Origin of the sequence: uncultured Citricoccus sp. (genome assembly GCF_937871995.1) — a bacterium.
In the GTDB taxonomy this organism is placed as follows: Bacteria; Actinomycetota; Actinomycetes; order Actinomycetales; family Micrococcaceae; genus Citricoccus.
The window spans coordinates 78,063-102,535 of sequence record NZ_CALMQR010000072.1 but is presented as its reverse complement, the minus strand read 5'-3'; the positions used below and the strand labels follow the sequence as shown (position 1 = coordinate 102,535).

General features: G+C 71.2%; 18 protein-coding genes. 10 read left to right on the top strand and 8 right to left on the bottom strand.

Annotated features, from left to right (window positions below; all coding sequences use genetic code 11):
• On the bottom strand, positions 1-555 hold a 555-nt coding region (locus Q0283_RS08510), incomplete at its 3' end, for a DedA family protein (RefSeq protein ID WP_298044196.1).
• Between the two features lie 40 nt (positions 556-595).
• Between Q0283_RS08510 and Q0283_RS08505 the strand changes: the two genes are divergently transcribed.
• Positions 596-1,351, top strand: coding sequence for a GerMN domain-containing protein (locus Q0283_RS08505; protein ID WP_183528994.1), 756 nt, complete (start codon positions 596-598; stop codon positions 1,349-1,351).
• 81 nt (positions 1,352-1,432) lie between these two features.
• Here Q0283_RS08505 and Q0283_RS08500 read toward each other — a convergent pair whose 3' ends face one another.
• Entirely contained in the window at positions 1,433-2,680 is a 1,248-nt protein-coding gene (locus tag Q0283_RS08500) for a flavin reductase family protein (protein WP_183528996.1), read from the bottom strand.
• Positions 2,681-2,945: 265 nt separating this feature from the next.
• On the opposite strand from Q0283_RS08500, the gene Q0283_RS08495 reads away from it, so the two are divergent.
• From Q0283_RS08495 to Q0283_RS08465, 7 genes are all read left to right on the top strand, one after another.
• The gene (locus Q0283_RS08495; RefSeq protein WP_298044195.1) at positions 2,946-4,751 is read left to right on the top strand and encodes an iron ABC transporter permease; all 1,806 of its coding nucleotides are present in this window, start codon (positions 2,946-2,948) and stop codon (positions 4,749-4,751) included.
• A gap of 8 nt (positions 4,752-4,759) precedes the next feature.
• Complete coding sequence (locus Q0283_RS08490) at positions 4,760-5,872, top strand: ABC transporter ATP-binding protein (RefSeq protein ID WP_183529000.1); 1,113 nt, start codon at positions 4,760-4,762, stop codon at positions 5,870-5,872.
• A gap of 62 nt (positions 5,873-5,934) precedes the next feature.
• Positions 5,935-7,047: an ABC transporter substrate-binding protein gene (locus tag Q0283_RS08485; protein WP_298044194.1), complete on the top strand. Its 1,113-nt coding sequence runs from the start codon at positions 5,935-5,937 to the stop codon at positions 7,045-7,047.
• A 95-nt stretch (positions 7,048-7,142) separates the two neighbouring features.
• Complete coding sequence (locus Q0283_RS08480; RefSeq protein ID WP_183529004.1) at positions 7,143-8,216, top strand: MBL fold metallo-hydrolase; 1,074 nt, start codon at positions 7,143-7,145, stop codon at positions 8,214-8,216.
• A gap of 182 nt (positions 8,217-8,398) precedes the next feature.
• Positions 8,399-10,075 (top strand): FAD-dependent monooxygenase, encoded by a 1,677-nt coding sequence (locus Q0283_RS08475; protein ID WP_298044193.1) that lies wholly within the window; start codon positions 8,399-8,401, stop codon positions 10,073-10,075.
• Positions 10,076-10,121: 46 nt separating this feature from the next.
• Entirely contained in the window at positions 10,122-12,134 is a 2,013-nt protein-coding gene (locus tag Q0283_RS08470; RefSeq protein ID WP_298044192.1) for an NAD(P)/FAD-dependent oxidoreductase, read from the top strand.
• Positions 12,131-13,555 (top strand): carboxylesterase family protein, encoded by a 1,425-nt coding sequence (locus tag Q0283_RS08465; protein ID WP_298044190.1) that lies wholly within the window; start codon positions 12,131-12,133, stop codon positions 13,553-13,555. The genes Q0283_RS08470 and Q0283_RS08465 overlap by 4 nt, the downstream gene beginning before the upstream one ends.
• A gap of 219 nt (positions 13,556-13,774) precedes the next feature.
• Here the strand turns inward: Q0283_RS08465 and Q0283_RS08460 are convergent, their stop codons facing one another.
• The 4 genes from Q0283_RS08460 to Q0283_RS08445 form a co-directional block, all read right to left on the bottom strand.
• Entirely contained in the window at positions 13,775-15,205 is a 1,431-nt protein-coding gene (locus Q0283_RS08460; protein ID WP_298044189.1) for an MmgE/PrpD family protein, read from the bottom strand.
• A 1-nt stretch (position 15,206) separates the two neighbouring features.
• Positions 15,207-16,643, bottom strand: coding sequence for an MFS transporter (locus Q0283_RS08455; RefSeq protein ID WP_183529014.1), 1,437 nt, complete (start codon positions 16,641-16,643; stop codon positions 15,207-15,209).
• 124 nt (positions 16,644-16,767) lie between these two features.
• Positions 16,768-17,652, bottom strand: a complete 885-nt coding sequence (locus Q0283_RS08450; protein ID WP_183529016.1) for a VOC family protein — start codon at positions 17,650-17,652, stop codon at positions 16,768-16,770.
• A gap of 64 nt (positions 17,653-17,716) precedes the next feature.
• Positions 17,717-19,195 (bottom strand): 4-hydroxyphenylacetate 3-hydroxylase N-terminal domain-containing protein, encoded by a 1,479-nt coding sequence (locus tag Q0283_RS08445; RefSeq protein WP_183529018.1) that lies wholly within the window; start codon positions 19,193-19,195, stop codon positions 17,717-17,719.
• A 198-nt stretch (positions 19,196-19,393) separates the two neighbouring features.
• On the opposite strand from Q0283_RS08445, the gene Q0283_RS08440 reads away from it, so the two are divergent.
• Positions 19,394-20,086, top strand: coding sequence for a GntR family transcriptional regulator (locus Q0283_RS08440; RefSeq protein ID WP_183529020.1), 693 nt, complete (start codon positions 19,394-19,396; stop codon positions 20,084-20,086).
• A gap of 189 nt (positions 20,087-20,275) precedes the next feature.
• Here the strand turns inward: Q0283_RS08440 and Q0283_RS08435 are convergent, their stop codons facing one another.
• On the bottom strand, positions 20,276-21,862 hold the full coding sequence (locus Q0283_RS08435; RefSeq protein WP_183529022.1) for an FAD-binding oxidoreductase: 1,587 nt from the start codon (positions 21,860-21,862) through the stop codon (positions 20,276-20,278).
• Positions 21,863-21,965: 103 nt separating this feature from the next.
• Positions 21,966-23,297, bottom strand: a complete 1,332-nt coding sequence (locus Q0283_RS08430; protein WP_183529024.1) for an LLM class flavin-dependent oxidoreductase — start codon at positions 23,295-23,297, stop codon at positions 21,966-21,968.
• A gap of 267 nt (positions 23,298-23,564) precedes the next feature.
• Between Q0283_RS08430 and Q0283_RS08425 the strand changes: the two genes are divergently transcribed.
• Positions 23,565-24,470, top strand: a complete 906-nt coding sequence (locus tag Q0283_RS08425; protein ID WP_183529026.1) for a fumarylacetoacetate hydrolase family protein — start codon at positions 23,565-23,567, stop codon at positions 24,468-24,470.
• Positions 24,471-24,473 lie beyond the last annotated feature (3 nt).

The following is a 24,473-nucleotide window of genomic DNA, read 5'->3' as shown; positions in this document are numbered from 1 at the left end:
ACACCATCGGTCGCGCCTGCCGACATCGATGTAATCACCGGCGCGCCCGGCCACGGCCCGGGCACGGCGCTGGGTCCGGGAGGCGCGCAGCAGGGCCATCCCGCCGGTACGCCACAGCACCAGGACCGCGACGCCGGCCAGGGCCAGGACCAGCGCGGCGGCGGCCCAGGGACTGGCCATGGCGGTGGTGATGACGGCCCAGACCACGGCCATGCCGACGGTGCCGTAGATGACGCCCCAGATCAGTGCGCCCACGAGCATGGCGGGGATGAACCGGCGCCAGCGCATCCGGGTGATGCCGGCGGTGCTGATCACAGCGGTCTGGAGGCCGACGGTCATGAAGCACAGGGGGATCGCCCACGGGCCCCAGCGGTCCACGAACCTCATGGCGCGCAGGTAGAGCGGCCCGGACAGGTGCCGGCGCAGGGACGTGCGCTCGGCACCGGCGGCGATCCCGCGCGCGAGGGCATAGGTGGTGGTCGCGCGGACGATCGCCAGGGACCAGAACAGCAGGATGGCCCAGCCGAGCGGCAGGGAGGCGATCCAGTCCATCATGGTTCGAGTCTAGGCGCGGCGCTCGTCTAGGCTCAGGGGCATGAGCTTGACGCGAACACCACGCCGACCCCTTCTCGCCGTCGCCGGCCTGGCCGCGGCGCTCTCCCTCGGCCTGACCGCCTGCCAGGTCGCCGACGTGCCCACCGAGACCCCGGCCCCGGCCTCCTCGCCTGCCAGTTCGAGCGCGAGCTCCAGCGCCAGCCCGTCAGCCTCCGCGTCCAGCCAGGCCGCGTCCCCCACCGAGACGCGGGCCGCCTCCGCGTCGGCGTCCGAGTCACCATCGGCGTCGGCCGCACCCACGTCCGAGGCCCCGGCCTCGTCGTCCCCCACGGCCTCGACACCGGCCGCGGCCCCGTCCTCCGCCGCGGCCGCAGCCGGCGAGGCCACCGTCTACTGGGTGTCCCCGGCCGGGTCCGGTCATCAGGGCGTCGAGTTCCCCGGGTGCGGTGAGCTGCTGGTCGAGTCCACCGTGAAGGCGTCCGGCTCCGGTGAGGTCGGTACCACCGAGCGCGTCGAGGCCGGCATCGAGGCCCTGCTGGAGGACCGGACGTACGAGCACTCCAACGGCCTGATCAACGCCCTGTACCAGTCCGAGCTGAGCGTGGAGGACGTCTCCATCGAGGGTGACACCGTCACCGTGGACCTGACCGGCCAGCCGATGTCCGCCGGCAGCTGCGCCGATCCGCAGATCATCGGCCAGCTCGAGTACACCGCCACCGCCAACGCCGGCACCTACACCGCCGAGGTGCTCGTGGACGGCACCCCCATCCAGGAGTTCATGAGCCAGAAGGGCTGACCCCCCAGCTGGAGACACGACGAACGCCCCGGGCCCTGGCCCGGGGCGTTCGTCGTGTCAGCCCGTCCGGGGGCCGGCCGTTCAGGCGCTGCGCAACCCTGCGGCGGCGTAGCGCGCGTAGTCCTTGGCGGCACCGCTCGAGAGGGTCCGGGTGACCTCGGACGCGGCCTGCTGCAGAGCCTGGACCCACTCCAGCACGGTGGCCCCGCCCACTCCCGAGGGCAGGTGGCACAACCGCAGCACCAGGCCGGAGTTGGTGGGTTCCCCGGCGCCGGGGGCGAAGACCGGGACCACCACGCTCGCCAGGTCGATCGAGTGGTCCGCCGCGCTGACGGACCCGCCGAAGAAGTGCCCCGCCCCCGCGATCGTGGTGCGCACGGCGCGGTCCCGCACCGGCGTCAGCTCGCCGTGGGCGTACTCGCTCAGGGCCTCGCCCAGGGCGGCGTACCCCTCCGGGTCCTGGTCCACCCGGGAGATGGCGTATCCCTGGGCCCGGACGCGCTCGGCCGCCTCGCGGTAGCCGGCGATCACCTGCTCGTCCTGCGGGAAGATGCGGGAGACCCAGCGGTCCACCTGGTCGGGGCTCCAGGCCACTGCGGCCTCACCCAGCGGGGGCAGGAGCGGGACGCGCACGCCGATGCGCTCGTCGGCGTCGGTGTCCCCGCCGTACGAGGTGGCACCGATGGTCTGGTCCACGGCGCTGATCTGCACGAGGGCGGCAGCGGTGCAGCCGAACTGCTGGGCCAGCCGGTCCAGTTGCGGGCGGGCGGCCTCCGCCACGCGCACCGCGGAGATGAGGGACTCGTCGACGTGGGCGGACAGTCCCGTGGCGGAGAAGCCGCCGTAACCGCCCTGGAAGAACAGCAACGGGGTGACCGGGCGGTTCACCGCGATGTCGTCCACCGCGACGAGGGTGATGTAGTGGTCCCCCGCCTCGACCTCCCGGTCGATGCGGCCGTGGATGTGGGCCACGGCGCCGGAGATCATCGGCGCACCCGCCTCCGAGAGCGTCCAGTCGACCTTGTCGAACTTCTGCGGGTCCTTGGAGGCCAGCGTGCGGCAGGCCTGGAGCTGGTCGTGGGCGAAGACGCTGATGCACACCCGGTCGGCGGCGCGCAGCCTCGGGTAGGTCGACGAGGTCGTCATGGGCATGAAGGAGACCAGCGGGGGTTCCAGCGAGACGGAGCTGAAGGTGCCCACGACCATGCCCACGGGGGTGCCGTCGACCATGGCGGTCACGACCACCACACCCGTCGGGTAGTGCCCCATGACGTCTCGGAACGCCCGGGGGTCGAAGGTGGTCGGGGTGTCGAGAGTCGTGTCGCTCACGGGGTCCTCCTCGAGGCTGGTCGTCGCCGGCTATCCGGGCAACATTTTGCACTGTCGCAGTAAGAATATATTTGTGGCGACGATCACGCTACCCCTCGAGTCGAGTTTTTTCAGCAGGCGTCAGGACGGGCCCGTCTCGAGAAATGTTTTCCGTACATATTTTACAAACTCGTTGACAGTGTCTGAGATCACATCCAGTATGGATTCTCAGTCCCCCCGCTCGCGCCGCCCACGGCGAGCGTCCGCCCGTTCCCGGAGAGCCCTCGTGAATCGACTCAGGTCCGCCCAGCCCGCCCTGCTCCTGTTCCTGTTGTTCATCGCCGCGTTCTTCGGCTACCCGCTGCTGATGCTGGTCTACGGTGCATTCCGCAGCGGTCAGCCCGGGACCGCCGGGGAGTTCGGGCTCTCCGGTTTCGTCAACGCCTACGGCGACCCGGCCACCTGGAGCACCCTCTGGGCCTCGGTCCTGTACGCCCTCGGGGTGCAGGCCATCGGCATCGTCGGCGGCTTCGTCCTCGCGTGGCTGGCCACGCGCACGAACACCCCCGGGTCCCGCACCATCACGATCACGATGGTCACGATCTTCGCGATCCCCACGCTCTTCTTCGCCATCAGCTGGGGGATGCTCACCGGCCCGACCGGACTGGTGACCCAGGTCCTGGGCACCGGGCCGGACGGCCAGGTCCGCTTCGACGCCCTGTCCTGGGCGGGACTGATCCTCGTGAGCGGCCTGAAGAGCGTGGCGGTGATGTACCTGCTGCTCATGGGCCCGGTGCGCGCCCTGAACCGCTCGATGGAGGAGGCCTCGCTGCTCTCCGGTGCCGGCAGGGTGCGGACCTTCCTGGAGATCAACATCCCGATCCTGCTGCCCACCCTGTCCGGCCTGGCCATCCTCGGGTTCGTGAACTCGCTGGGCCAGCTCGACGTCGCCCTCATCCTGGGCGTGCCGGCCGGCATCTACGTCTTCCCCACCCAGATCTACGACTTCCTCGCCACCACGCCGATCCGCTACGACTCCGCGAGCGCACTGGCCCTGCTGCTGATCGCGATCATCTACCTGCTGGTGATGATCCGGTCGAAGGCCCTCGGCAACCGCAACTTCATCACCGTCACCGGCAAGGCCTACCGCGTGGAGCGCGAGGACATCGGCCGCTGGAGGTGGGCCGGCCTGGCGCTCTTCCTCGTGTACGCCGCCGTGGCCCTGATCCTGCCGCTGGTGCAGCTGGTCATCGGGTCCTTACAGCCCATCCTCGGCGTCACCGGGTTCACCCTGCGGCACTACACGGAACTGCTCACCACCCCGAGCGTCCTGCGCGCCCTGCAGAACACCTTCTTCGTGGGCATCCTGGCCGGGTTCTTCGCCACGGTGCTGGCCGTGGTCATCAGCTACGTGGCGCTGCGCAGCAAGCACCGGTTGTCCAAGGTCCCGGAACTGATCGTCTGGGCGGTGGTGGCGGTGCCCGGCATCGTCCTCGCCCTGGCCATCACGTGGGCCTACCTGAGCGTGCCGGGCCTGCGCACCCTCTACGGCTCCGTCTGGATCGTGCTGATCGCCCTCGTCATCGTGGTGACGCCCATCGCCCAGCGCGCCACCAGTGGACCGGTCGGCCAGCTGGCCGTCGAGCTGGAGGAGTCGGCCCGCGTCAGCGGCGCCTCCCCGGTCCGCATGATGACCAGCATCGTCGTCCCGCTCATCGGCCCCACGTTCCTGGCCTCCTGGTTCATCACCGGCGTGATGGCCGCCGGCAGTCTCGACATCCCGATCCTGCTGTCCAGCACCAAGACGGAGACCGTGTCCCTGCTGGTCTACAACTACTACACCCAGCTCGGCAACGGCTCCCGGGCGGCCGCACTGCTCTTGCTCCTGCTGGCCCTGCTGGCAGTGGGCGGCGCGATCCTGCTCGGCGCCGGGCGCCTGCTGCGCTGGCGGTCCGAACGCCGGACCCGTTCCCGCGGCGACCTCGTGGCCGCCGTCCGGCCGCCGTCCGGCACCGCCCGGACCGCGGCCCTGCCCCACCCGACCCCCACCCCCGACGACGCCCGCGCGGTCAGCGCGGCCGGCACCCGATAGGAAGACCCATGGCAAGAGTCAGCATTGAGTCCCTCGAGAAGCGGTACTCGCCCCAGGCCGTCCCGGCCGTGCCCTCGCTGGACCTGCAGATCGAGGAGGGTGAGTTCCTGACCCTGCTGGGTCCCTCCGGCTGCGGCAAGACCACGACGCTGCGCTGCGTGGCCGGACTGGAACGCCCGACGGGCGGCCGGGTCTCGATCGGCGACGAGGTGGTCGACGCCCCCGCCCAGCGCACGCACGTCCCCCCGGAGAAGCGGGACATCGGCATGGTCTTCCAGAGCTACGCGCTGTGGCCGCACATGTCCGTGGCCGCCAACGTCGGCTACCCCCTGCGCATGCGCAAGGTCAGCGTCCCGGACCGGGCGCGCCGGGTCCGCGACGTCCTGGAGCTGGTCGGGCTCGATGAGTTCGCCGGACGGATGGCCACGGACCTCTCCGGCGGCCAGCAGCAGCGCGTGGCCCTCGCCCGGGCGCTGGTCGCCAACCCGCGGCTGCTGCTGTTCGACGAGCCGTTGTCCAACCTGGACGCCCGGTTGCGCCAGGACATGCGCACCGAGCTGCGGGACATGCACCGCCGCGTGGGCACCACCTCCCTCTACGTCACCCACGACCAGGAGGAGGCGGTCTCGCTGTCCACCCGCATCGTGTTGCTGAACAAGGGACGGATCGAACAGGTCGGCACCCCGCGGGAGATCTACTGGCACCCCGTGTCCCACTTCGTGGCCGACTTCGTGGGCTACGACAACTTCCTGCGGGCCACCGTGGTCACCGCCGACGACCACGGGATCTCGGTCCGCCTGGACGACACCGAGCTGCGCCTCGACTGCCCGGCCCGCACGGGCCTCGCGGCCGGTGACGCCGTGGAGGTCGCCATGCGCTCGGCCTCGGTGATCATGGGCGAACCGGCCACGGCGATGCCCAACCGGTTCACCGGCACGGTGACCGACATCGTCTACCTCGGCGACGAGTACATCTACGCGCTGGAGGTGGGGCCTCAGCGGTTCTCGGTCTCCCTGCGCACGGCCGAGGTGGCCAACATCTGGCCCAACGGCTCGCCCCTGGTCGGCCAGGACGTCATCGCCGGGATCCCGGTCGACTCCCTGGCCTGCCTGCCGCTCTGACCGCACTCCCCTTCCCCCTTCCCCCGCATCCCCCGCGGGAATCCCCCATGAAAGGTCGATCCATGAAATCACGCACCCTCCTCACCACCCTCGGGCTGGCCTCAGCACTCCTCCTGACCGGTTGCGGCGGTGACGCCCCGGCCTCCGAGGGACTCGGCGAACGCGACGGGGTCGAGGCCGCGGCCGGGCTCGGCGGGGCCGAGGCCCAGGCCCAGTTCGAGCAGATGTACGCCGAGGCGGTGGAGAGCGGTCAGACCACGGTGAACGTCTACACCCCGCTGACGGCGACCTGGCCGGGCGTGTTCGAGGCCTTCCAGGAGCGCTTCCCCGAGATCCGCGTCGAGCCGCTGCAGGTCGTCGGCGCCGAGCTGGACACCAAGGTCTCCCAGGAGCAGGCCTCGGGACAGCGGATCGCCGACGCGGTGATCACCGGTGACGCCGGGGCCGTGGCACTGGCGGGCCGGGACTACTTCGCGGAGTTCCGTCCCTTCAACGCGGAGGACCTCACGAGCGATCCCCAGTTCTCCCTCGAGGCGGGCACCCTGACCGCCGTCTCCGCCTCTCCCCGCGGGTTCGTCTACGACACGCGCCAGGACGTCGGCCTGGTCCCGGCCAGCTGGCAGGACCTGCTCGACCCGGCCCTGAAGGGCAAGATCACCATGACCGATCCGGCCACGGACGGGGGCGGCATGCAGTGGGCCGACCTGGTGCTGCACGACGAGTCCCTGGGCGAGGACTACCTGACCGACCTGGCCGCCCAGGACGTCGTCATCTCCTCCAACACCGCGGAGTGCCACAACGCCGTGGTCCAGGGCCGCGCCTACGCCTGCATCATGGGCGCCATGGGCAATTACCTGAGCCTGACCGGGGACGGGGCCCCGGTGGAGATCACCTACCCCGTAGAGGGCGGCAACTGGGCGACCTACTGGTACGCCGGGGTCATCGACGAGGCGGAGAACGCGCAGGCCGCCGAACTGTTCACCACCTGGCTGAACACCCCGGAGGCCAACGAGGTCAAGGCCGCGGCCGGACACGGCCCGGTGGCCAACGCCGAGGACATGGACCTGCCCTTCGAGAACCCGGTGGACGTGCCGCTGCTGCCCCGTCCGGACCTCGCCGACGTGACGGACCGGCAGAAGTCCAGCCAGTCGGTCATCGCGGGCATCTTCGGCTGACCCCTTCGCACGCGGCCACGGTGGGGGTCACCGGTCAGCCGGTGGCCCCCACCGCCGTCCCCCGACCAGCACCAGCACCAGTGGACAGGACACCCATGGACCAGCATCGGGCGCAGGGCATGCGCGTCGTCACCCTCGGCACGGCGGGAGGCCCGCTGTTGCGCCCGGACGGTGACCCCCGGCACCGCAGCGGGATCGCCACCGCCGTCATCGTCGAGGGCGCCGTCTACCTCGTGGACTGCGGCCACGGCGTGGCCCTGCGCATGGCAGAGGCGGGGCTGCACCCCACCGACCTGGCCGGGATCTTCATCACCCACCACCACTCCGACCACACCATCGACCTGAACTCCGTCATGGTGCTCGGCGGCCTCGCCTTCCGCGGCCAGGGTGAACGCACCGTCCCCGTGCTCGGCCCGGGCCGGCGGGGAGTGCTGCCCCCGGCGAACGGCCACGACGGGACGGCACCGGAGCCCATCTTCCCGGACGCACCCACCCCGGGCACCGCGGACCTGGTCGAGTCGCTCCTGCGGGCCCACGCCACGGACCTGAACGACCGGCGCCGGGACTCGCGCGCGCCGGACCTCTCACGCATCTTCCGGGGGGTGGACATCGCCATCCCACCCCACGCCGGGTTCCATCCGGACGCGGCCAACCACCCGGTGATGGAACCGTTCGAGGTCTTCGCCGACGAGCGCGTGACGGTGACGGCCATCCTGGTCCAGCACCAGCCCATGGCGCCGGCCTTCGCGTTCCGGTTCGACTCCGTCCACGGCTCGGTCACGGTCTCCGGGGACACCGCGCCCAGTGAGAACCTGGTCCGCCTGGCCGCGGGGTGCGACCTGCTCCTGCACGAGGCCATCGACCTCGCATCGGTCGCCGCCGGGTACCCGCAGGCGACCCCGCGGGACCTCGAGGCCAGCATGGGCCACCACCGGCGCGCGCACACCACGCCGGAGGACGCCGGGCGCCTCGCGACCTCCGCGGGCGTGCGGACCCTGGCGCTGCATCACCTGGTCCCGGCCCACGCCCCGTCACAGGCGTGGCAGCGGGCAGCGGACACCTTCGCCGGTGAGCTCCTGGTGCCCGCCGACGGCGAGTCGATCGAGATCGGCGCCCGGCCCGCCGGTGCTCCACCACGGCCCACGGCGGAGGAGGCCCGCCTCCGCTGACGGGGCGCCCACAGCTGGCGGTGTCAGAATATATTCTCTATTGACCTATGCATACACAGCGCATTAGTGTGCTGTATCAAGTGATATGCATTACTTTCCGTCCCCGGGCGGTCCCCTGGGGGATCGGCGCCAGGGGGCAACCGGCACCCCGCTCGGGGCCTGCCGACAGCAAGGAGGCGACAGTGATCAACCGATTCGACCCTGAGCGAGAGGTCATCGTGGTGGGGGCCGGCCCGGTGGGCCTGACCGCCGCCCTGCTGCTGGCCGACGCCGGCGTGCGGACCACCGTGGTGGAGAAGGCCACGGCCCCCGGTGACCTGCCCCGCGCGATCAGCCTGCAGGACGAGTCGTTCCGGGTCTTCGACCAGCTGGGCATCGCCGACGCCCTCAAGGCCGAGTCCCTCCTGGACACCGGCAGCCGCTACTTTGGCCTCGGTGAGTGCCTGCTGGCCGAGGCGCGCCCCATGCCCTCCCGGCTGGGCCATCCCGCCAAGACGCAGTTCGACCAGCCGATCCTCGAGCAGCTGCTCTTCGACCGTGCCCTGGCCCACCCGGGCCTGGAGGTGCTGCTGGGCACCGAGGCAGTCCGGTTGTCCCAGGACGCCGACGGCGTCACCCTCGAGGTGGACTCCCCCGAGGGGGCCCGCACCCTGACCGCCAACTGGCTCATCGGCGCCGACGGCGGGCGCAGCTTCACCCGCTCCGCCCTGGGCATCGAGCTGATGGGCTCCACGCAGCCGCAGCGCTGGATCGTCATCGACCTGCTCAACGAGCCCGTCCAGCGTGACCCGTTCGCCGAGTTCCACTGCGACGGCGAGCGCCCCTACGTCCTCGTGCCGGGCCTCAACGGCCGTCTCCGGCTCGAGTTCATGCTCTTCGACCACGAGGACGGGGACGAGATGACCTCCCCGGACATGATCCGGGAGCTGCTCCGCCCGTTCCGCCCCTCGCTGGACCCCGCCGATGTCCGCCGGGCGGCCGTGTACGTCGCGCACCAGCGGGTCGCACGGTCCTACCGCTCGGGCCGGGCGTTCCTGGCCGGCGACGCGGCGCACCTGATGCCCCCCTTCGCCGGGCAGGGGCTCAACGCCGGTGTCCGCGACGCCTCCAACATCGCCTGGAAGCTCATCGAGGCGGTGCGAGGCGGTGCCACGGAACGGCTCCTCGACACCTACGAGACCGAGCGCCGGGTCCACGGGGCCAAGATGATGACGCTCTCGCGCCGCATCGGCGCCGTCGTCATGGCCACGCATCCCCTCGCCACCCGGGCCCGGGACCTCACGGTGCAGCTGCTGCGCAAGGCCCCGGCCGTGCACGCCTACCTCGCCAACATGCGTTTCGTCACCCCGCCGGACTACTCGGAGGGTCTCGCGGTCCGGCCCGACGCGCGGTCGGCGAACCTGCCGGGGGTGACCGTGGGGCGGGCGCTGGGCCAGCCCAGGGTCACCCCCGTCACGGGCGCCCCCGCCGCCGATGGCTCCCCCGGTTCTCCCGGCACCGCCGATCGGGCCGCGGGCCTCGACGCCTTCCTGGGCCGGGGCTGGTCGGTGATCGGACTGGGCGCCGACCCCGTCGGACTGGACCCGTACTTCACCGCGATCGGCGCCACGCTGGTCCGCCTCGATTCCCCCCGCGGCTCCGGGGCCCCGGCACGCCCGGACGGGGCCGGCGTCGTCCGCGTCCGGGAGGACCGCGAGACCCTGACCGCGGGACTGCCCGCGGAACCGGTGTTCGTGGTGGTCCGGCCGGACCACTACGTGGCCGCGGTGTTCACCCCCGGTGACCAGGACCGCGTGGTGCGGGAACTGCGCACCCACCTCGACGACCGCGTCCGCGCGGCCCGCCAGCCGACCGCCTGATCGCCCGCCCCGCCCCAGGCCCCGAACCACGTTTCCAGGAGGACCCATGACCGTCATCAGCACCCCGCCGGCCGCCCAGCCGACGAACGGCGACCTGTACTGGGCGGAGCACTACCCGCCGATCACCGAGGACGACGAGACGCTGCGCCAGATGGTCGCCGGCGCAGAGGCCCCGGTCCTGCTGGCCGCCGTGGCCACCGCCCTGCAGGACACCTCCCTGCTGCTGCCGGAGCTCTCCCCGCCGCTGCCGCCCATGGGGACCGCGCTGCAGCCCCACGGTGGCCTGGACGCCGAGCAGGTGGCCCGCGCCCAGGACCTGGCCCTGGAGGGGTTGCGCCGGCTGCGGGACGAGCGTCCGGAACCGGTGACGCAGCTCAGCACCGAGCAGGCCGACACGGTCCTGACCTGGTTCACCGGTGGCCGCGCCGCGCGGGACCCGAACTGGATGGGCCAGATGAAGCATGAGTTCGCGCTGGCGCCGGACCGCAACGGTTCCCCGGACTGGCACTACGACGACTACCGCTCGGACGCGGACAGGGCGGACACCGACGCGTTCGAGACCCTGATCGTGGGCGCGGGGATCTCCGGGATCGCCGCCGCCTACCGCCTCCAGGAGGCCGGGCTGCCCTACAGCTGGATCGAGGCCTCGCACCGCGTGGGCGGCACCTGGTGGAAGAACCACTACCCCGGCGTGCGCCTGGACACCCCCACCTACGGCTACAGCTTCTCCTTCGCCCAGCGCGTGGACTGGCCGCACCAGTTCGCCCAGGGCCACGAGGTCCTGGACTACCTGGAGACCGTGGCCGAGAAGGCCGGGTTCACCGAGCAGATCGAGCTGAACACCTCACTCGTGCGCGCCGTGTGGGACGAGGACTCGGCCACCTGGCTGGCCACCACCCGCACCGCCGAGGGCCGGGAGCAGACCCGTCGCTACAACGCGATCATGACCGGCGTGGGCCAGCTGGACCACCCGCACATCCCCGAGTGGCCGGGTCAGGACTCCTTCGGCGGCGCCCAGATGCACTCCCAGGAGTGGGACCACTCCGTGGACCTGCGCGGCAAGCGCGTCGCCGTGATCGGCAGCGGTGCCAGCGCCTACCAGATCGTGCCCGCGATCGCCGACGAGGTGGAGCGGCTGTACCTGTTCCAGCGCAGTGCCCCCTGGATGCTGCCGGCACCGACCTACCACGACCCGATGTCCGAGACCGCGGACTGGCTGCACGCCAAGGTGCCCGGCTACGGCCAGTTGTTCCGCCTCTGGGTGACCGCCGGCGGCGTCGAGGGCCGGATGCACATCGCCACCGCCCAGGAGGGCTGGGAGGGTGCGCCACTGAGCGTCTCCCGGGCCAACGAGGAGTTCCGCCAGGCCATCATCCGGCGCATGGAGGGGCAGTACGAGGGCCGCCCGGACCTGCTGGAGAAGGCCATCCCGCACTACCCGCCGTCCGCCAAGCGCATGCTGCGCGACAACGGCGTCTGGGCGGCCGCGCTGAGGTCCCGGCAGACCGAGGTGATCTCCGAGGGACTGGAGTCCTTCACCCCTCACGGGCTGGTGACCGGGGACGGTCGCGAGCTGGAGGTGGACGTGGTCATCTACGCCACCGGGTTCCGGCCCTCCGACTACCTCGACCCGATCGAGATCATCGGCCGCGGCGGCGTGGAGATCCACGACTACTGGGGCGGTGACGCGAAGGCCTTCGCCGGCATCACGGTGCCCAACTTCCCCAACTTCTTCATGCTGATGGGCCCCAACACGGGCGGCGTGGTGGCCGGGGGCCTGCACTTCATGATCGAGCGGGCCGCGGAGTACACGGTGGAGGCCATCCACCAGCTGCTCGAGCGCCGGGTCCGCGCCCTGGACCTGAAGCAGGAGGCCCTGGACCGGCACATCCGCTGGGTGGACGCCGAGAACTCCCGCATGACCTGGGGCCAGCCCTACGTGAAGACCTGGTACAAGAACCGCTTCAACCGCGTCTCCCAGGTGTGGCCCTTCCAGACCACCGAGTACTGGGGGATCACGGCGGGCGTGGCGGCGGACGACTACGAGTTCCTGGCGTGACGGGACCCGCCGGCCCGGTCACCGGACTGGACGCCGTCTTCCGCTACGCCCGCAGGGCGGACCCCGCCGACCGCTTCTCCGAACCGGCACCGGTGCGCCGGGACGGGGCCGCGTCCGGCACCGCGGAGACCGCCACCGCCTTCCCCCAGGCCCCCGGCGCCCTGAACGCGCTGCTGGGCGGGGCCAACAGCGAGCTGGAGCAGTCCGAGTCTGCGTTCCAGCTGCGGGTCCAGGCCCCGGACGGCGCCCGCGGGCTGCCCGTGGTGGTGTTCATCCCGGGCGGAGGGTTCCTCTCCGGCACCGGCAACGCCCGGTGGTTCACCTCCCCCGCCCTGGTCCAGACCGGGCAGACCGTGCTGGTGACCGTGAACTACCGGATCGGCGCCCTGGGCCACCTGGGCCCGCGAGGTGACGCCCACGAGTCCCAGCGCCCGCTGCGTGACCTGATGGAGGCGCTGCACTGGGTCCGGGACGAGATCGCCGCCCTCGGCGGGGACCCGGGCAACGTCACCCTCGCCGGGGACTCCGCCGGCGCCTGGTACGCCTATGCCCTGGCCGCAGAGCCACGGGCCGCCGGGCTGTTCCGCCGGCTCGCGCTCATCAGCCTGCCCTGGGAACCCCCGCTCACCCCGGAGGCCCTCGGTGACCGGTGGGCGCTCATGAGCGCATCGCTGGTCGACTCGGGCGGGCTGTCCGAGGCTCCCCTCGACGCCCTGCTGGGCGCCCAGACGGACCTGGCCCGGGCCTACGCCGGCCGCGGCATGGCCCTCATGCCCGCAACCGGCGGTGCGCTCACCGCGGACCTGCACGACTACGCTGCCTCCGCGGCCCGGTTGCACGTCGAGTCCCTGCTGCTGCTGTCCACCTCGGAGGAGGCGACCGCGTTCCTGCGGCCCGCTCCCGAGCGGGCCTTCCCACCGGAGGCCGTGGACGGCTTCCTGCACGCCCGCTTCGAGGACCCGGCCGCCGTCGCCGCCTGGATCGACCGCAAGCGTCCCGGGGCCTCGGGCAAGGAGCGCATGGCGGAGGCGATGACCCTGCACCAGTTCCGGCTGGCCCACCTCGAACTGGCCGGTGCCGCCAGCGGCGCGGGCCTGGAGGTGCACCTCGGGGGGTTCTCCGTGCAGAGCCCGCTGCCCGGGGCCGGCAGCCCGCACTGCATGCCGCTGCCCTTCCTGTTCGGTGACCGGGCCTGCTGGGCGGACGCCCCCATGCTCGAGGGGCTGCCCCCCGAGGTCTTCGAGGCCACGGCCTCCGGGCTGCAGGAGTGGTTGCTGGGCTTCGTGCGGGACGGCCGGCCCCGCGCCGCCGGGGAGCAGGTGGCACCCTTCGCCCCCGAGGACCCGCGGCGCCTGGAGTTCGACGGCGACGCCCCGCAGGTGCGGGTGCCCGGGGAGGCGGGCCTGGTGGCCCGGCGCTGAGGACCCCGGAGGGCGACCGTGGCCCAGGACCGGGCCGGTCGGGACCACAGGAACGTCACACCACCAGGAGCGTCACACGAAGGAAGGGCGGGGCCGGACGGCCCCGCCCTTCCTTCGTGTGAGGAGGCACGGGAGACGCGGGGAGACGGGGTGCGGATCGCGCCGCCGACAGGTCCTCGGTGTGTCTCGGTATGTCCGCGCGCGTCCCCGCGCGTCGGCTCAGGCGTTCCCGGCGCCGAACAACCCGGTCAGCCGGCCGACGTCGGGCAGGTCCTGGAACGAGGCCACCGCGGCGGCGGCCTGCTCGGCCCGAGCGGCGTCGAGCCGCCCCGAGAAGGCGGCGTTGAGGCGGTACTTCTCCAGGATCTGCCCGTGGTCCAGGGGCGCATGGTGGACGTCCCCGAGCGGGGAGTCCACGCGCTCGCGGTGCACGGTGCCGTCGGACAACCGGACCTCCACCTCCGCGGTGAGGACCTCACCGTCGTCGAGGGTCCCCCGGATCTCGATGCGGTCCAGGAGCCGCTGGACGCGAGGATCAGCCATCGCCTCCGGGGCCAGGTGCTCGGGCCGGACGGTGCCGAAGGCGAGCGCCGCGGCCGCCGTGTAGTGGATGCTGAAGGCGGCGGACACCTCGGGACAGTCCCCCGCCTCGAACCTCTGCCCCACGAAGCCCGCCGCCGTGCGGGGGGTGACGTGGACGACCACGCGCTCGATCCGCTCGGCGCTCACGCGTGCGTCCCGCAGCAACCGGGTGCAGGCGTCCAGGGACGGCTGGGCCGCCCGGCAGCAGGACCACGGCTTGATCACCGCGTCGGCATAGAACGCCTCCCCCAGCCGCTCGAGCATCACCTCCGGGTCGGGGTCCGCGCAATAGGTCTGCAGGAAGCCGAAACGCCCGCCGATCGGGTCCTCGGGGCCGGTCACCCCGGCCGCCGCCATCTCCGCCGCGGTGATCGCGTTGCGGGCCGCGAAGGCCATGGGCAGCTTGAAGGCGCTGGCGTGGTCGAAGATGCTGGCGACGGTCCCGGCCAGCTGGTTCACGGCGAGGCCGAGGGCGTGCCGGGTGCGCTCCTCGTCGAGGCCCATCAGCAGGCAGGCGACGACGGTCGCCCCCACCCCGTTGACGGTGCCGGTGTTGTCCTGCCCGGAGTAGACGTCGAATCCCGAGCCGAAGGCCAGCCGGGCCGCGATGTCCTCCCCCACGAGCAGTGCGGTGAGGACCTCCCGGCCCGTGGAGCCCTGCCGCTCACCGAGCGCCAGGGCGACCGGCACCGTGGTGCCGGTGATGTGCGCGGCGACCTGCCGCCGGCCCGGCCCCTCGGCACCCACCGGTTCGAAGTCGAAGGAGCGCATCAGTGCCGCGTTGAGCATCGCCGCGTGGTGGGCCGGAAGGCGGCGGCCGTCGCCGAGGACGGTCGAGTCCGGCCGGCCGCCCCAGGCGGCGACACCGTCCACCAGCTCCTGCATGCCGGGGGCCCGGTGACCGGCGACGATGTTCCCCAGCCCGTCCAGCAGGCGATGGCGGGCCCGCCGCAGGACGGTGTCGTCGAAGTCCTCGTACCGCACCCGGTGGGCGTGCCGGACCAGTCGGTCCGTCAGGGTCCGTTCCGCCGTGGCGAGGCCCCCGGCCTCGCCCGCACCGGCCGCCATCTCAGGCGTCCGCCTTCGGCCCGTGACCGGCGTCCACGGTCTGGCGGGGCGTGTTCCGGGTGGCGATGCGCTTGGTCACCTTGAAGCGGGCACGCTCCACGTGGGTGTTCTGCATCCCCTCCGCCCCCTCGGGCACCACGCGGATGCAGACCAGGCCGGCCACGAGCACGGCGATCCAGAAGACACCCACCAGGGGCAGCCCGCCGGCGATCATCAGGCCCGTGACGATCATCGGGGTGAAGCCGGCGCCCAGGGTGGAGGCCAGCTGGTAGGACAGCGAGGCGCCGGTGTACCGCACCCGGGGCGGGAACAGCTCGGAGATGAACGCCCCGATCGGGCCGGCCAGGATGCCCTGGACCAGGCCGTTGCCGATGAGGATCGCGACGACGAACAGCCACGGGTCGCCACTGGTGAGCATCACCAGGATGGGCCACGCCAGCACGACCCCGGCCACGGCGCCGACGGTCAGGACGGTCCGGCGACCGATCCGGTCACTCATCCGGGCCGCCATGAAGGAGACGGCCACGGTGACCACCGCGGCGGCGCCCTTCCAGTTCAGGACCCACTCGCGGCTGATGCCGTCGTTGACCGCCTGGGCCACGCCCCAGGAGGTGAGGATGCCCTGGCAGGCGTAGAAGCCGAGGCTGGCGACCAGGGTCAGGGCCACGGTCCTGGAGTGGCGGGTGACGATCTCGGCCAGCGGGGTCTTCCGCGTCTCCTCGAGCTGTTCCGCCTCGGAGGCGAGCTTCTCGAAGACCGGGGACTCGGCGACCTTGAGGCGGACCACCATGCCGATGAGGATCAGCACGGCACTGAGCAGGAAGGGCACGCGCCAGCCCCACTCGAGGAAGGCGTCACCGGTCAGCGCCGACGTCGCGGACACCACCAGGGTGGCCAGCAGGCCGCCGGCGGGGCCGCCGGCGTTGGCGAATGCCGCCGCGAACCCTCGCCGGGAGGCCGGGGCGTGCTCCAGGGCCATCAGCGTGGCACCACCCCACTCGCCGCCGACGGAGATGCCCTGCACCATGCGCAGCAGCACCAGGACCACCGGGGACAGCCAGCCCAGGACCTCCGGGGTCGGCAGCAGGCCGATGGCGATCGTGGCGATGCCCATCATCATCATCGACACGACGAGCATCTGCTTCCGGCCCACCCGGTCCCCGAAGTGGCCGAACACCACGCCGCCCAGGGGACGGGCCAGGTACCCGGCTGCCAGGGTGCCGAACGAGGCGAAGAGCGCCAGCGCCGGGTCCAGGTCGGAGAAGAACACCTTGTCGAAGACGATCGAGGCCGCCGTCGCGTACAGGATGAAGTCGTAGTACTCGATGATCGAACCGAGCATGCTCGACCCGAGCACGCGGCGCAGGTCCTTGGTGTTCAGGGTGTCATTCGGCGCCGGCGGCTGGGCGCCGGCAGGGGTCTTCGGGGTCTGGTGCATGATGTCCAACTTCCGGGCGCCGGTTCGGCACGGGGGTGGCGGCCGCCGCCCGGGGGTCCGGGCAGCGGCCTCGTCAGGCTACGAGGGGATCGCGCCCGGGACGGGGCGCGCGTGAGGACGTGGGTCAGGCCGACGTCAGGCGGCGGACGACCGGAGGGATGCCGAAGTCGCGGAAGTCCAGGGGACGGTACTCGCTCCACATGTTCCACCAGTTGTCCTCGGCGCCCCAGATGACCGGCTCCCGGCCGTCGTCGTAGATCTGCTCCAGGTCCGTGTACAACTCCACGACGGCGCCGGAGTGCTCTACATAATAGGCCGCGATGTTGTGACCCGCGCCATGGCGGACGGGGCCCCAGATCAGGTCCCGGCCGACCTTGTTCAGCCGGTCACCCAGCTTGGCCAGGTCCGCCACCGACTGGGTCTGCCACGCGTGATGGTGGAAGGTGCCCTTGCCGGGCAGCAGCGCGATGCCGTGGTGGTCCGGGTTGCACCGCATGAAGTAGGCGTAGTCGTCACCGATCACGTCGGAGAGCCGGAAGTCCAGGACACGCTGCAGGAACTCCATCATGGAGCGCGTGTCGCGCGGGTGGAAGTTGAGGTGGCCGTAGCGGTCAGGGCCGAAGCCCTTCAGCGGGGCCACGTCCGGCTGGCGCCCGATCGTGATCTCGAAGACCCAGCCCTCCGGGCCGACGAAGCTGAACCCGTCCTCGACCCCGGCCGTGCGGGTCGACTCGACGAGGACCTCCAGGTTCTCGTCCTCGACGCGGCGGCGGATGGTCCGCAGGGCGTCGCCGTCCCGGGCGACCAGCCCGAGGGAGTCCACGCCGTTGACGTCCGACGCCCGGTAGATGAGCTCGTGGTGGACGTCGCCCGCCGCCAGGTAGGCGGCGTCCCCGGACTGCTCGGTCACGCGCAGTCCGAGCAATTGGGTCGCGTCCCAGATGGAGGCGTCGAGATCCGTCGTCTGGATCCCCACGTGGCCCATCTCGCTGATCAGTCCCCAGGACATGTCTGTTTCCTCATTCCTCTCGTGGCGGGTGACACCGGGCGTCACCCGGCCGGTCCGGCGTGGCTCAGTGGGCGACGGCGACGGGTCGGGTGGCCTGGTCGGCGGCCGGGATGCCGGCCTCCTCGAACAGCGCGCGGTACGCGCCGGTCTCGCCCTTGCCCTGCGCCTTGCGGTGGTCGAGCCCGCGGGCGCGCCCGACGGAACCGAGGTAGAACCGCTCGTAGAGCTCGTTGCGCGAGCCCAGTGCCGACCCGGCGAAGTCCCACGCGGTGCGGAAGATCCGGGCGCGCTCCCGGGCGGTGATGCCCTGGGCGCCGGGCAGGTAGCGTTCCACGAGGGGGCCCAGCCGGGGGTGGTCGAAGGCGGCCGCCGTGGGCGTGGCCAGCAGGTTGTGCGAGCCCAGGGTCTTGATGATGTCGTTCACCCGGGCCATCCACAGCGGCATCATGGTGCGCAGCGAGGAGATGTCGTCGTGGCAGAACCAGGCGCCTCCGCCCCAGTCCGAGGAGTTCACCTCGGCCGAGTGGACCACGGCCCGGGCGATGCGCAGGTAGGAGTAGATCTCGCCCAGCATCGCGGCGGTGTCCGGCTTCGTGTCCGTCCCGGTGGCCTTGGCCATCTGCACGCACAGGTCGTACGCGAACTCCAGCTTCACGCAGGCCCGGATGGCGGTCTGCTGCTGGGTGTTGCCCGTCGCCGTGCCCGCGTTGATCCGGTTGTAGACGTCCAGGTTGCCGTCGATGAACACCCGGTGCCAGGGCACCAGGACGTCCTCGAAGATCACCACGGCGTCCTGCTCGTCGAAGCGGGCGGAGAACGGACGGTCCACCACGTCCATGTCCACGGCGTACGGGTCGCGGCACACGGAGACCACGCCCGGGGTGTTCACCGGGATGGCGAAGGAGATGGCGTACTCCTCGTGGCCCGGACGGATCGGCGTGGCGGGGTAGACGTAGAGCTCATCGGCGATCGGGCCCAGGGTGGCGAGCATCTTGGCCCCGCGGACGACCACGCCGGCGTCGGTCCGGTCCACGACCCGCAGGGTCAGGTCCTCGTTGACGCCCTCGAACTCCCCGACGGACTTGTCGATGGCCGCGTGCACGATGGTGTGGGTCAGGGCGAGGTCGCCGTCGATCACCTCGCGTTGGTAGGCCGCCAGGCGGTCGTGGAACACGGGGTCGCCGTACTGCTCGAAGATGTCCCGCCGGGCGACATGACCGGCCAGCACCACGTTGACGTAGTCCGGCGTACGGCCGAGCATGCCCACGGAGTAGCGGGCGAGGCGGTCGAACGCCGCGTGCCGGCGGTCGATGTCCTGGGCGCTGCGCGGCAGCAGGTGCGAGACGTTCATCTGCCCACCGTGGGGGGCCGGCATGAGGACCTCGTCGGCGTGGGCGTGCTGGTAGTCGAAGTACCCCGCCATCCCCTCGACGGAACGCGCCATGGCCGGGTGGGTGGTGATGTCGACCTGCTCATCCCCCAGCCACACCTCGCGCCCGTCGTCCAGGCCTGCCTTGTACTGGGCTCCAGTCCTCGCGGTCATCTCGTCTCCCGTCCCTCTGTAGTGCATTTTGCACCAGATAATATTTTCTCTAGGCATGAGTGTACGAGTTCGATGTGAGCTAGGCAATACTTCCAAGCGAGCCGTGTGCCTCGGATTTGTGAGAATGCATTCTCCACACGGGCGCGCCAGCATATTTTCTGCTGTCCCATATGCAGAGTTCCCGCCTAGACTGGGTCCATGGCCAAGCGAACCGACGCAGAGACCCTGTCCAAGCACATCCGGGACGAACTGCGCACGAACATCCTCAAGGGGCAGTGGGCCCCCGGGGGCCGGCTCCAGCTCAACCAGCTCTCGGAGCAGTTCAACACCTCATCGACCGTGGTCCGGGAGGCCCTGACGCGCCTGGCCGGGGACCGCCTCGTGGTCCTGCGGCCCAATCGCGGCTTCTTCGTGCCGACGCTGTCCCTGGACGAGCTGCGGGACCTCACGGAGCTGCGCGTGGTCAACGAACAGTTCGCCGCCACGCTGGCGATCGACCGGGGCGACCTGGGCTGGGAGGGCGAGCTGATGGCCGCCCACCACCGGATGGAGAAGACCCCGAGCCGCGACGAGGACAACCGCCCGACCGCGGAATGGGCCGCGGCCCATCAGGCCTTCCACGCCCAGTTGCTGGCCGCCTGCGGCGTGCCGGTCCTGATCGACCTGACCAACACGCTGTCCGACCTGCAGCAGCTCTACAACCGCTGGGCCACGAGTGCGACCAACTGGTCCGGCCGCGACCTCTCGGCCGAGCACCAGGCGATCCTGGACGCCGCCCTCGCCCGGGACGCGGAGACTACCTGCAGCCTGCTGGCGGAGCACTACCGCGGCACCATCGAGGCGATCACCCAGCTCGGCGTGGAAGTGGGCCTGCCCGCGGCCTCGGCCTGAGCCGCCGGCAGGACGGGCACGCGCGGCCCCCACGACGATCCCCGCCCGGCCGGACCTGACCGGCCCGCCCGCCCGGACTGCACTACCCGCCCGGACCGCACCAGGGGACGGCGGGGACGGCAGGGGCCGGGAGTCCGTGCTCCCGGCCCCTGCGTTCCGGCTCGACGCGCCGGCCGCCTGCTCCCGGGACTAGCCCTCGGCCCGGTAGCGGGCCGGCCAGACGCCCTGCTTGCCCGGGGCCAGGATACCCGCCGGGTCGACCGCGTCCTTCAGCCGCTCCTGGAACCGGCGCACGGCGTGGTCGTTGTAGTCGAACCCGTCGGCGATGCGGTCCATGTAGTCCACGTGGCTGCGGTACGGGGCGTATCCCCGCCGGCGTGCGGCGTCGAGCAGGCGTTCGTACAGTGCACGCGCGCGGCCGAGCATCTCCTCGTTGCCGTTCTCGAAGTAGATCATGGTCACGTGCACCATGTGGCGCGGGTAGAGGTGGTAGCCGATGTACAGGTCGAACCCGTACTCGGTGTAGAGCTCCTTGACCTCCTGGTAGAAGTCCCACACCTCCTCGCCGCGGGCGGGCAGGATCGGCGCGGCGTCGATGTGCCCGCCGTTCTCCGCGAGGTAGTTGATCGTCCCCAGGGGCTTGAGCGTGGGCACCCCCGCCATCTGGGTGCGGTCCTTCTCGGCGATGTCCTGGTAGGCCACCCGAGCGCCCTCGGCGCCCTCGTACAGCCGGGCCGTGACGGTGAAGCCCTCGAGCCCGGCGAACCGCTCCCGGATGATCTCGAGCCGGCGCTCCGCCAGGCCCTTGTCGCCGTAGATGCCGAACTTCGCGTTCCACTGGCCGATGCCCAGCTCCTGGCGGATCTCCTCCAACCGCTCCGGCGGGATGGAGCCCTCCCCCTCGTACCAGCGGGACCGGGGGCCGTTCATGGTCACGGCACGGACCACGTTGCCGCACAGGGCGTTGTTCTGGATGACCTCCTCACGGCGCAGCTGGGTGAGGATGTCGATCAGCACCGGCATGTCCTCCTCGCGCTCCACGGTGACCTCACCGTTGACGTAGACCTCCGGCCAGGGCATCAGCCACAGGCCGATCCGGGTCACGACGCCGAGGTTGGACTGGGTGAACAGCCCGTCCAGCGTGGGCCCGAAGCCGCCCTGGAAGATCGGGCCGAGGCCGGTCCCCTCCATGGCACCCATACCGGTCCGCAGCAGCTCACCGTCCGGCAGGACGACCTCCATGCCGCAGATCTGCTTGGAGTGGTCGCCGAGCGGCGTCATGCCGTACCCGCGGTCCAGCGCGTTGCCGAGGACCGAGCCCCAGCCCAGCGCGGGCACGGAGAGCCAGACCTTCAACCCGCGCTCCTGGACGTACTCGTACAGGTCGAAGAAGGTGACCCCGGGCTCGACCACGGCATAGCAGAGCCGGTCGTCGACCTCGATGATGCGGTTCATCCGGCCCAGGTCGAGGGCGACCATGCGCTCCCCGCGCGGCTCCGGCCCGCCGTAGCCCAGGTTCTTCCCGCGGGAGAACGTCCACAGCGCCGTACCGGTCTCGGCGGCCAGCCGCACGAGCGCCTGCACCTGCCCGGTGTCCGCCGGACGCACGCCGGGCCAGGTGGAGCGGCCGGGGACCAGCGGGTACGGGTCCCGGTAGCCGTCCTCGGCGCCGGGACGGATCACGTGCTCGGCACCGACGATCTCCTCGGCACGGCGCAGGAACTCCTCCTGGCGGTCCTCGACCTCGGGCCCGCGGGCCACGGTCAGTTCAGTCATCTCCATACCTCTCTTACGGCAACTGGTGCGGGTCGCCCGCCGCGCGTCCTGCAGTTCAGGGGGCCCGGGACCGCGGTCCCGGGCCGGGGTGGGGGTGCGGGCCTCAGGCCGGCAGCAGCGAGGTGGAGACCTCGGGCAGCCCCAGGTTCTCGCGGAACGTGGCACCCTCGTACTCGGTACGGAAGTAACCCCGCTCCTGCAATTCAGGGACGAGCTTGTCGCAGATCAGCTGGAAGCCGCCGGGGTTGAAGGGCGAGTTCAGGTTGAAGCCGTCACAGGCCTTGGACTCGAACCAGTCGACCATGCGGTCGGCCACCTGCGAGGGCGTGCCGGCCATCCACTGGTGGCCCGTGGAGCGCGCCAGGTCCACGATCAGCTCGCGCAGGGTCATCCCCATCTCCACGGACTTCATCCGGTAGATCTGGTAGCGGCTGCCCAGGGACTCGTCGTCGCGGAACCACTCCACCGGGATGCGCTCGTCATAGTCCAGTTCCGACAGGTCCATCCGCAGGTCCGCACCGACCTGCGCGCGCCCGTTCTCCAGGTGCACGTGGCGGCCCAGCTCGTCGGCCAGTTCCTGCGCCTGGGCCTGCGTGTCCCCCAGGATCGGCAGGATGCCGGGGATGATCTTCACGTGGTCCGGATTGCGGCCCTTGCCCTTGGCCAGCTGCTTGAACTTCGCGTAGAACTCGATCGAGGGCTGCTTGTTGGGCTGGGCCGTGTAGATCATGTCCCCGATCGAGGAACCGAGTTCCATCCCCGGGCCCGAGGAGCCCGCCTGCGCGAGCACCGGGTGCCGCTGCGGGCTGGTCGGCATGTTCAGCGGGCCCTGCACGCGGAAGAACTCGCCCTCGTGGTCGAGGGGATGCAGCCGCGTGCGCTCGAGGTACTCCCCCGACTCGCGGTCCACGATCACGGCCCCCTCGTCCCACGAGTCCCAGAGCCGGCGCACCACGTCCACGAACTCCGTGGCACGGCGGTAGCGGGTGGCGGGGTCCGGCGCCGCCTCCATCCCGAAGTTCTGGAAGCCGTCGGAGGAGGTCACGATGTTCCAGCCGGCGCGGCCGTTGGACATGTGGTCGAGACCGCACAACTGGCGGGCCACGTTGTACGGCTCGGCGAACGAGGTGGAGATGGTGCCCACCAGGCCGATGTGCTGCGTGCGGGCGGCCAGGGCCGAGAGCACGGAGACCGGCTCGTAGAAGCCGTTCATCTTGATGTCCCCGCGCAGCAGCGTGTTGGCGTGCACCACGTCCCCGAAGAAGATGGCGTCCAGCTTGGCCGCCTCGGCCATCTGGGTGAGCTCGAGGACGAAGTCCAGGTTGCCCAGTTCCTCCGCCCGGCTGCCCTCCATCCGCCAGCTGTCCTTGTGGTATCCCGCAGGCAGCATGAAGGTCGTCAGGATCATGTGCTGAGCCGGCTTGGAAGTGCTCATCTGGGGGTCGTCCTTTCCTAGACTCTGGTCCGGCACCCGGTCACGCACGGGGTCGGTGTGGCGCACGAGCCGCTGAGACGGCTGTCACACCTCCAGCATGACGCAACGGACGGCATTTTTCCACCCTGTTCGCAATTCTTACTTAAGAATATTTTCTTCTTGCGGAGTGCATGATCCATGGATACCGTGTGTCGGGATGCGCGCGGCAGGACGCCGCGACCGGCGGACCGATGGTGCGCCCCTGGCTCGACTCGTTGGGAGACCCTTGTGAACTACATCAGCTACGTGACCCCTGAAGGCACGGCCACGTGGGGCGTTGCCGCACAGGGCACCGTCCACGACCTCGGCCCCAGCGGGGCGAACCTGGCCGCCTCCCTGCACGAGGCCGTGGTCCGGGGCCTGTTCGGGACGCTGTCGGCCGCCGACCTGGCCTGCGCCCCCACCCATGACGAGCAGGACATCTCCTACCTGCCGTGCCTGACACAGCCGGGGAAGATCATCTGCATCGGCGTCAACTACCGCACCCACCAGGAGGAGTCCGGCAAGACGGGACAGACCGCGCCGACCGTCTTCACCCGTTTCGCCGACACCCAGATGGGCCACCTGGAGCCCGCGATCAAGCCCGCCTCCACCGGCAAGTACGACTACGAGGGCGAGATGGCCCTGGTCATCGGCAAGGAGGCCTGGCACGTGGCCCCCGAGGACGCCTTCGACCACGTCGCCGGCTACGCCAACTACAACGACTTCTCCGTCCGCGACTGGCAGAAGGCGGCCAGTCAGTGGATCCCGGGGAAGAACTTCCCCGCCTCCGGCGGCTTCGGCCCCTACCTGGTCCCGGCGGCGGACGTGGGCGACGTGCGGGAGCTGACGCTCGAGACGCGGGTCAACGGCGAGGTCCGGCAGCACGCCTCCGTGGCGGACCTCTACTTCGACATCCCCACGCTGATCGCCTACGTCACCGGCTTCACCCGCCTGCACCCCGGAGACGTGATCGTCACCGGGACCCCGGGCGGCGTCGGGCTGTTCTGGGGCGAGGACGGCCTGCTGGACGCCGGCGACGTCGTGGAGGTCGAGGTCACGGGCCTGGGCGTGCTGCGCAACACGGTGCAGGATGAGGCCGGCGACGGCGCCGCACCGGCGGAGGGCGCGGCGGCGCTGGCGCACGCCGGCTGACCG

Coding starts and splice junctions, on each gene's coding strand:
- Q0283_RS08485 (WP_298044194.1), top strand. CDS start 5,935: ATGAAATCACGCACCCTCCTCACCACCCTCGGGCTGGCCTCAGCACTC.
- Q0283_RS08450 (WP_183529016.1), bottom strand. CDS start 17,652: ATGTCCTGGGGACTGATCAGCGAGATGGGCCACGTGGGGATCCAGACG.
- Q0283_RS08490 (WP_183529000.1), top strand. CDS start 4,760: ATGGCAAGAGTCAGCATTGAGTCCCTCGAGAAGCGGTACTCGCCCCAG.
- Q0283_RS08440 (WP_183529020.1), top strand. CDS start 19,394: ATGGCCAAGCGAACCGACGCAGAGACCCTGTCCAAGCACATCCGGGAC.
- Q0283_RS08505 (WP_183528994.1), top strand. CDS start 596: ATGAGCTTGACGCGAACACCACGCCGACCCCTTCTCGCCGTCGCCGGC.
- Q0283_RS08455 (WP_183529014.1), bottom strand. CDS start 16,643: ATGCACCAGACCCCGAAGACCCCTGCCGGCGCCCAGCCGCCGGCGCCG.
- Q0283_RS08480 (WP_183529004.1), top strand. CDS start 7,143: ATGGACCAGCATCGGGCGCAGGGCATGCGCGTCGTCACCCTCGGCACG.
- Q0283_RS08460 (WP_298044189.1), bottom strand. CDS start 15,205: ATGGCGGCCGGTGCGGGCGAGGCCGGGGGCCTCGCCACGGCGGAACGG.
- Q0283_RS08470 (WP_298044192.1), top strand. CDS start 10,122: ATGACCGTCATCAGCACCCCGCCGGCCGCCCAGCCGACGAACGGCGAC.
- Q0283_RS08430 (WP_183529024.1), bottom strand. CDS start 23,297: ATGAGCACTTCCAAGCCGGCTCAGCACATGATCCTGACGACCTTCATG.
- Q0283_RS08435 (WP_183529022.1), bottom strand. CDS start 21,862: ATGACTGAACTGACCGTGGCCCGCGGGCCCGAGGTCGAGGACCGCCAG.
- Q0283_RS08445 (WP_183529018.1), bottom strand. CDS start 19,195: ATGACCGCGAGGACTGGAGCCCAGTACAAGGCAGGCCTGGACGACGGG.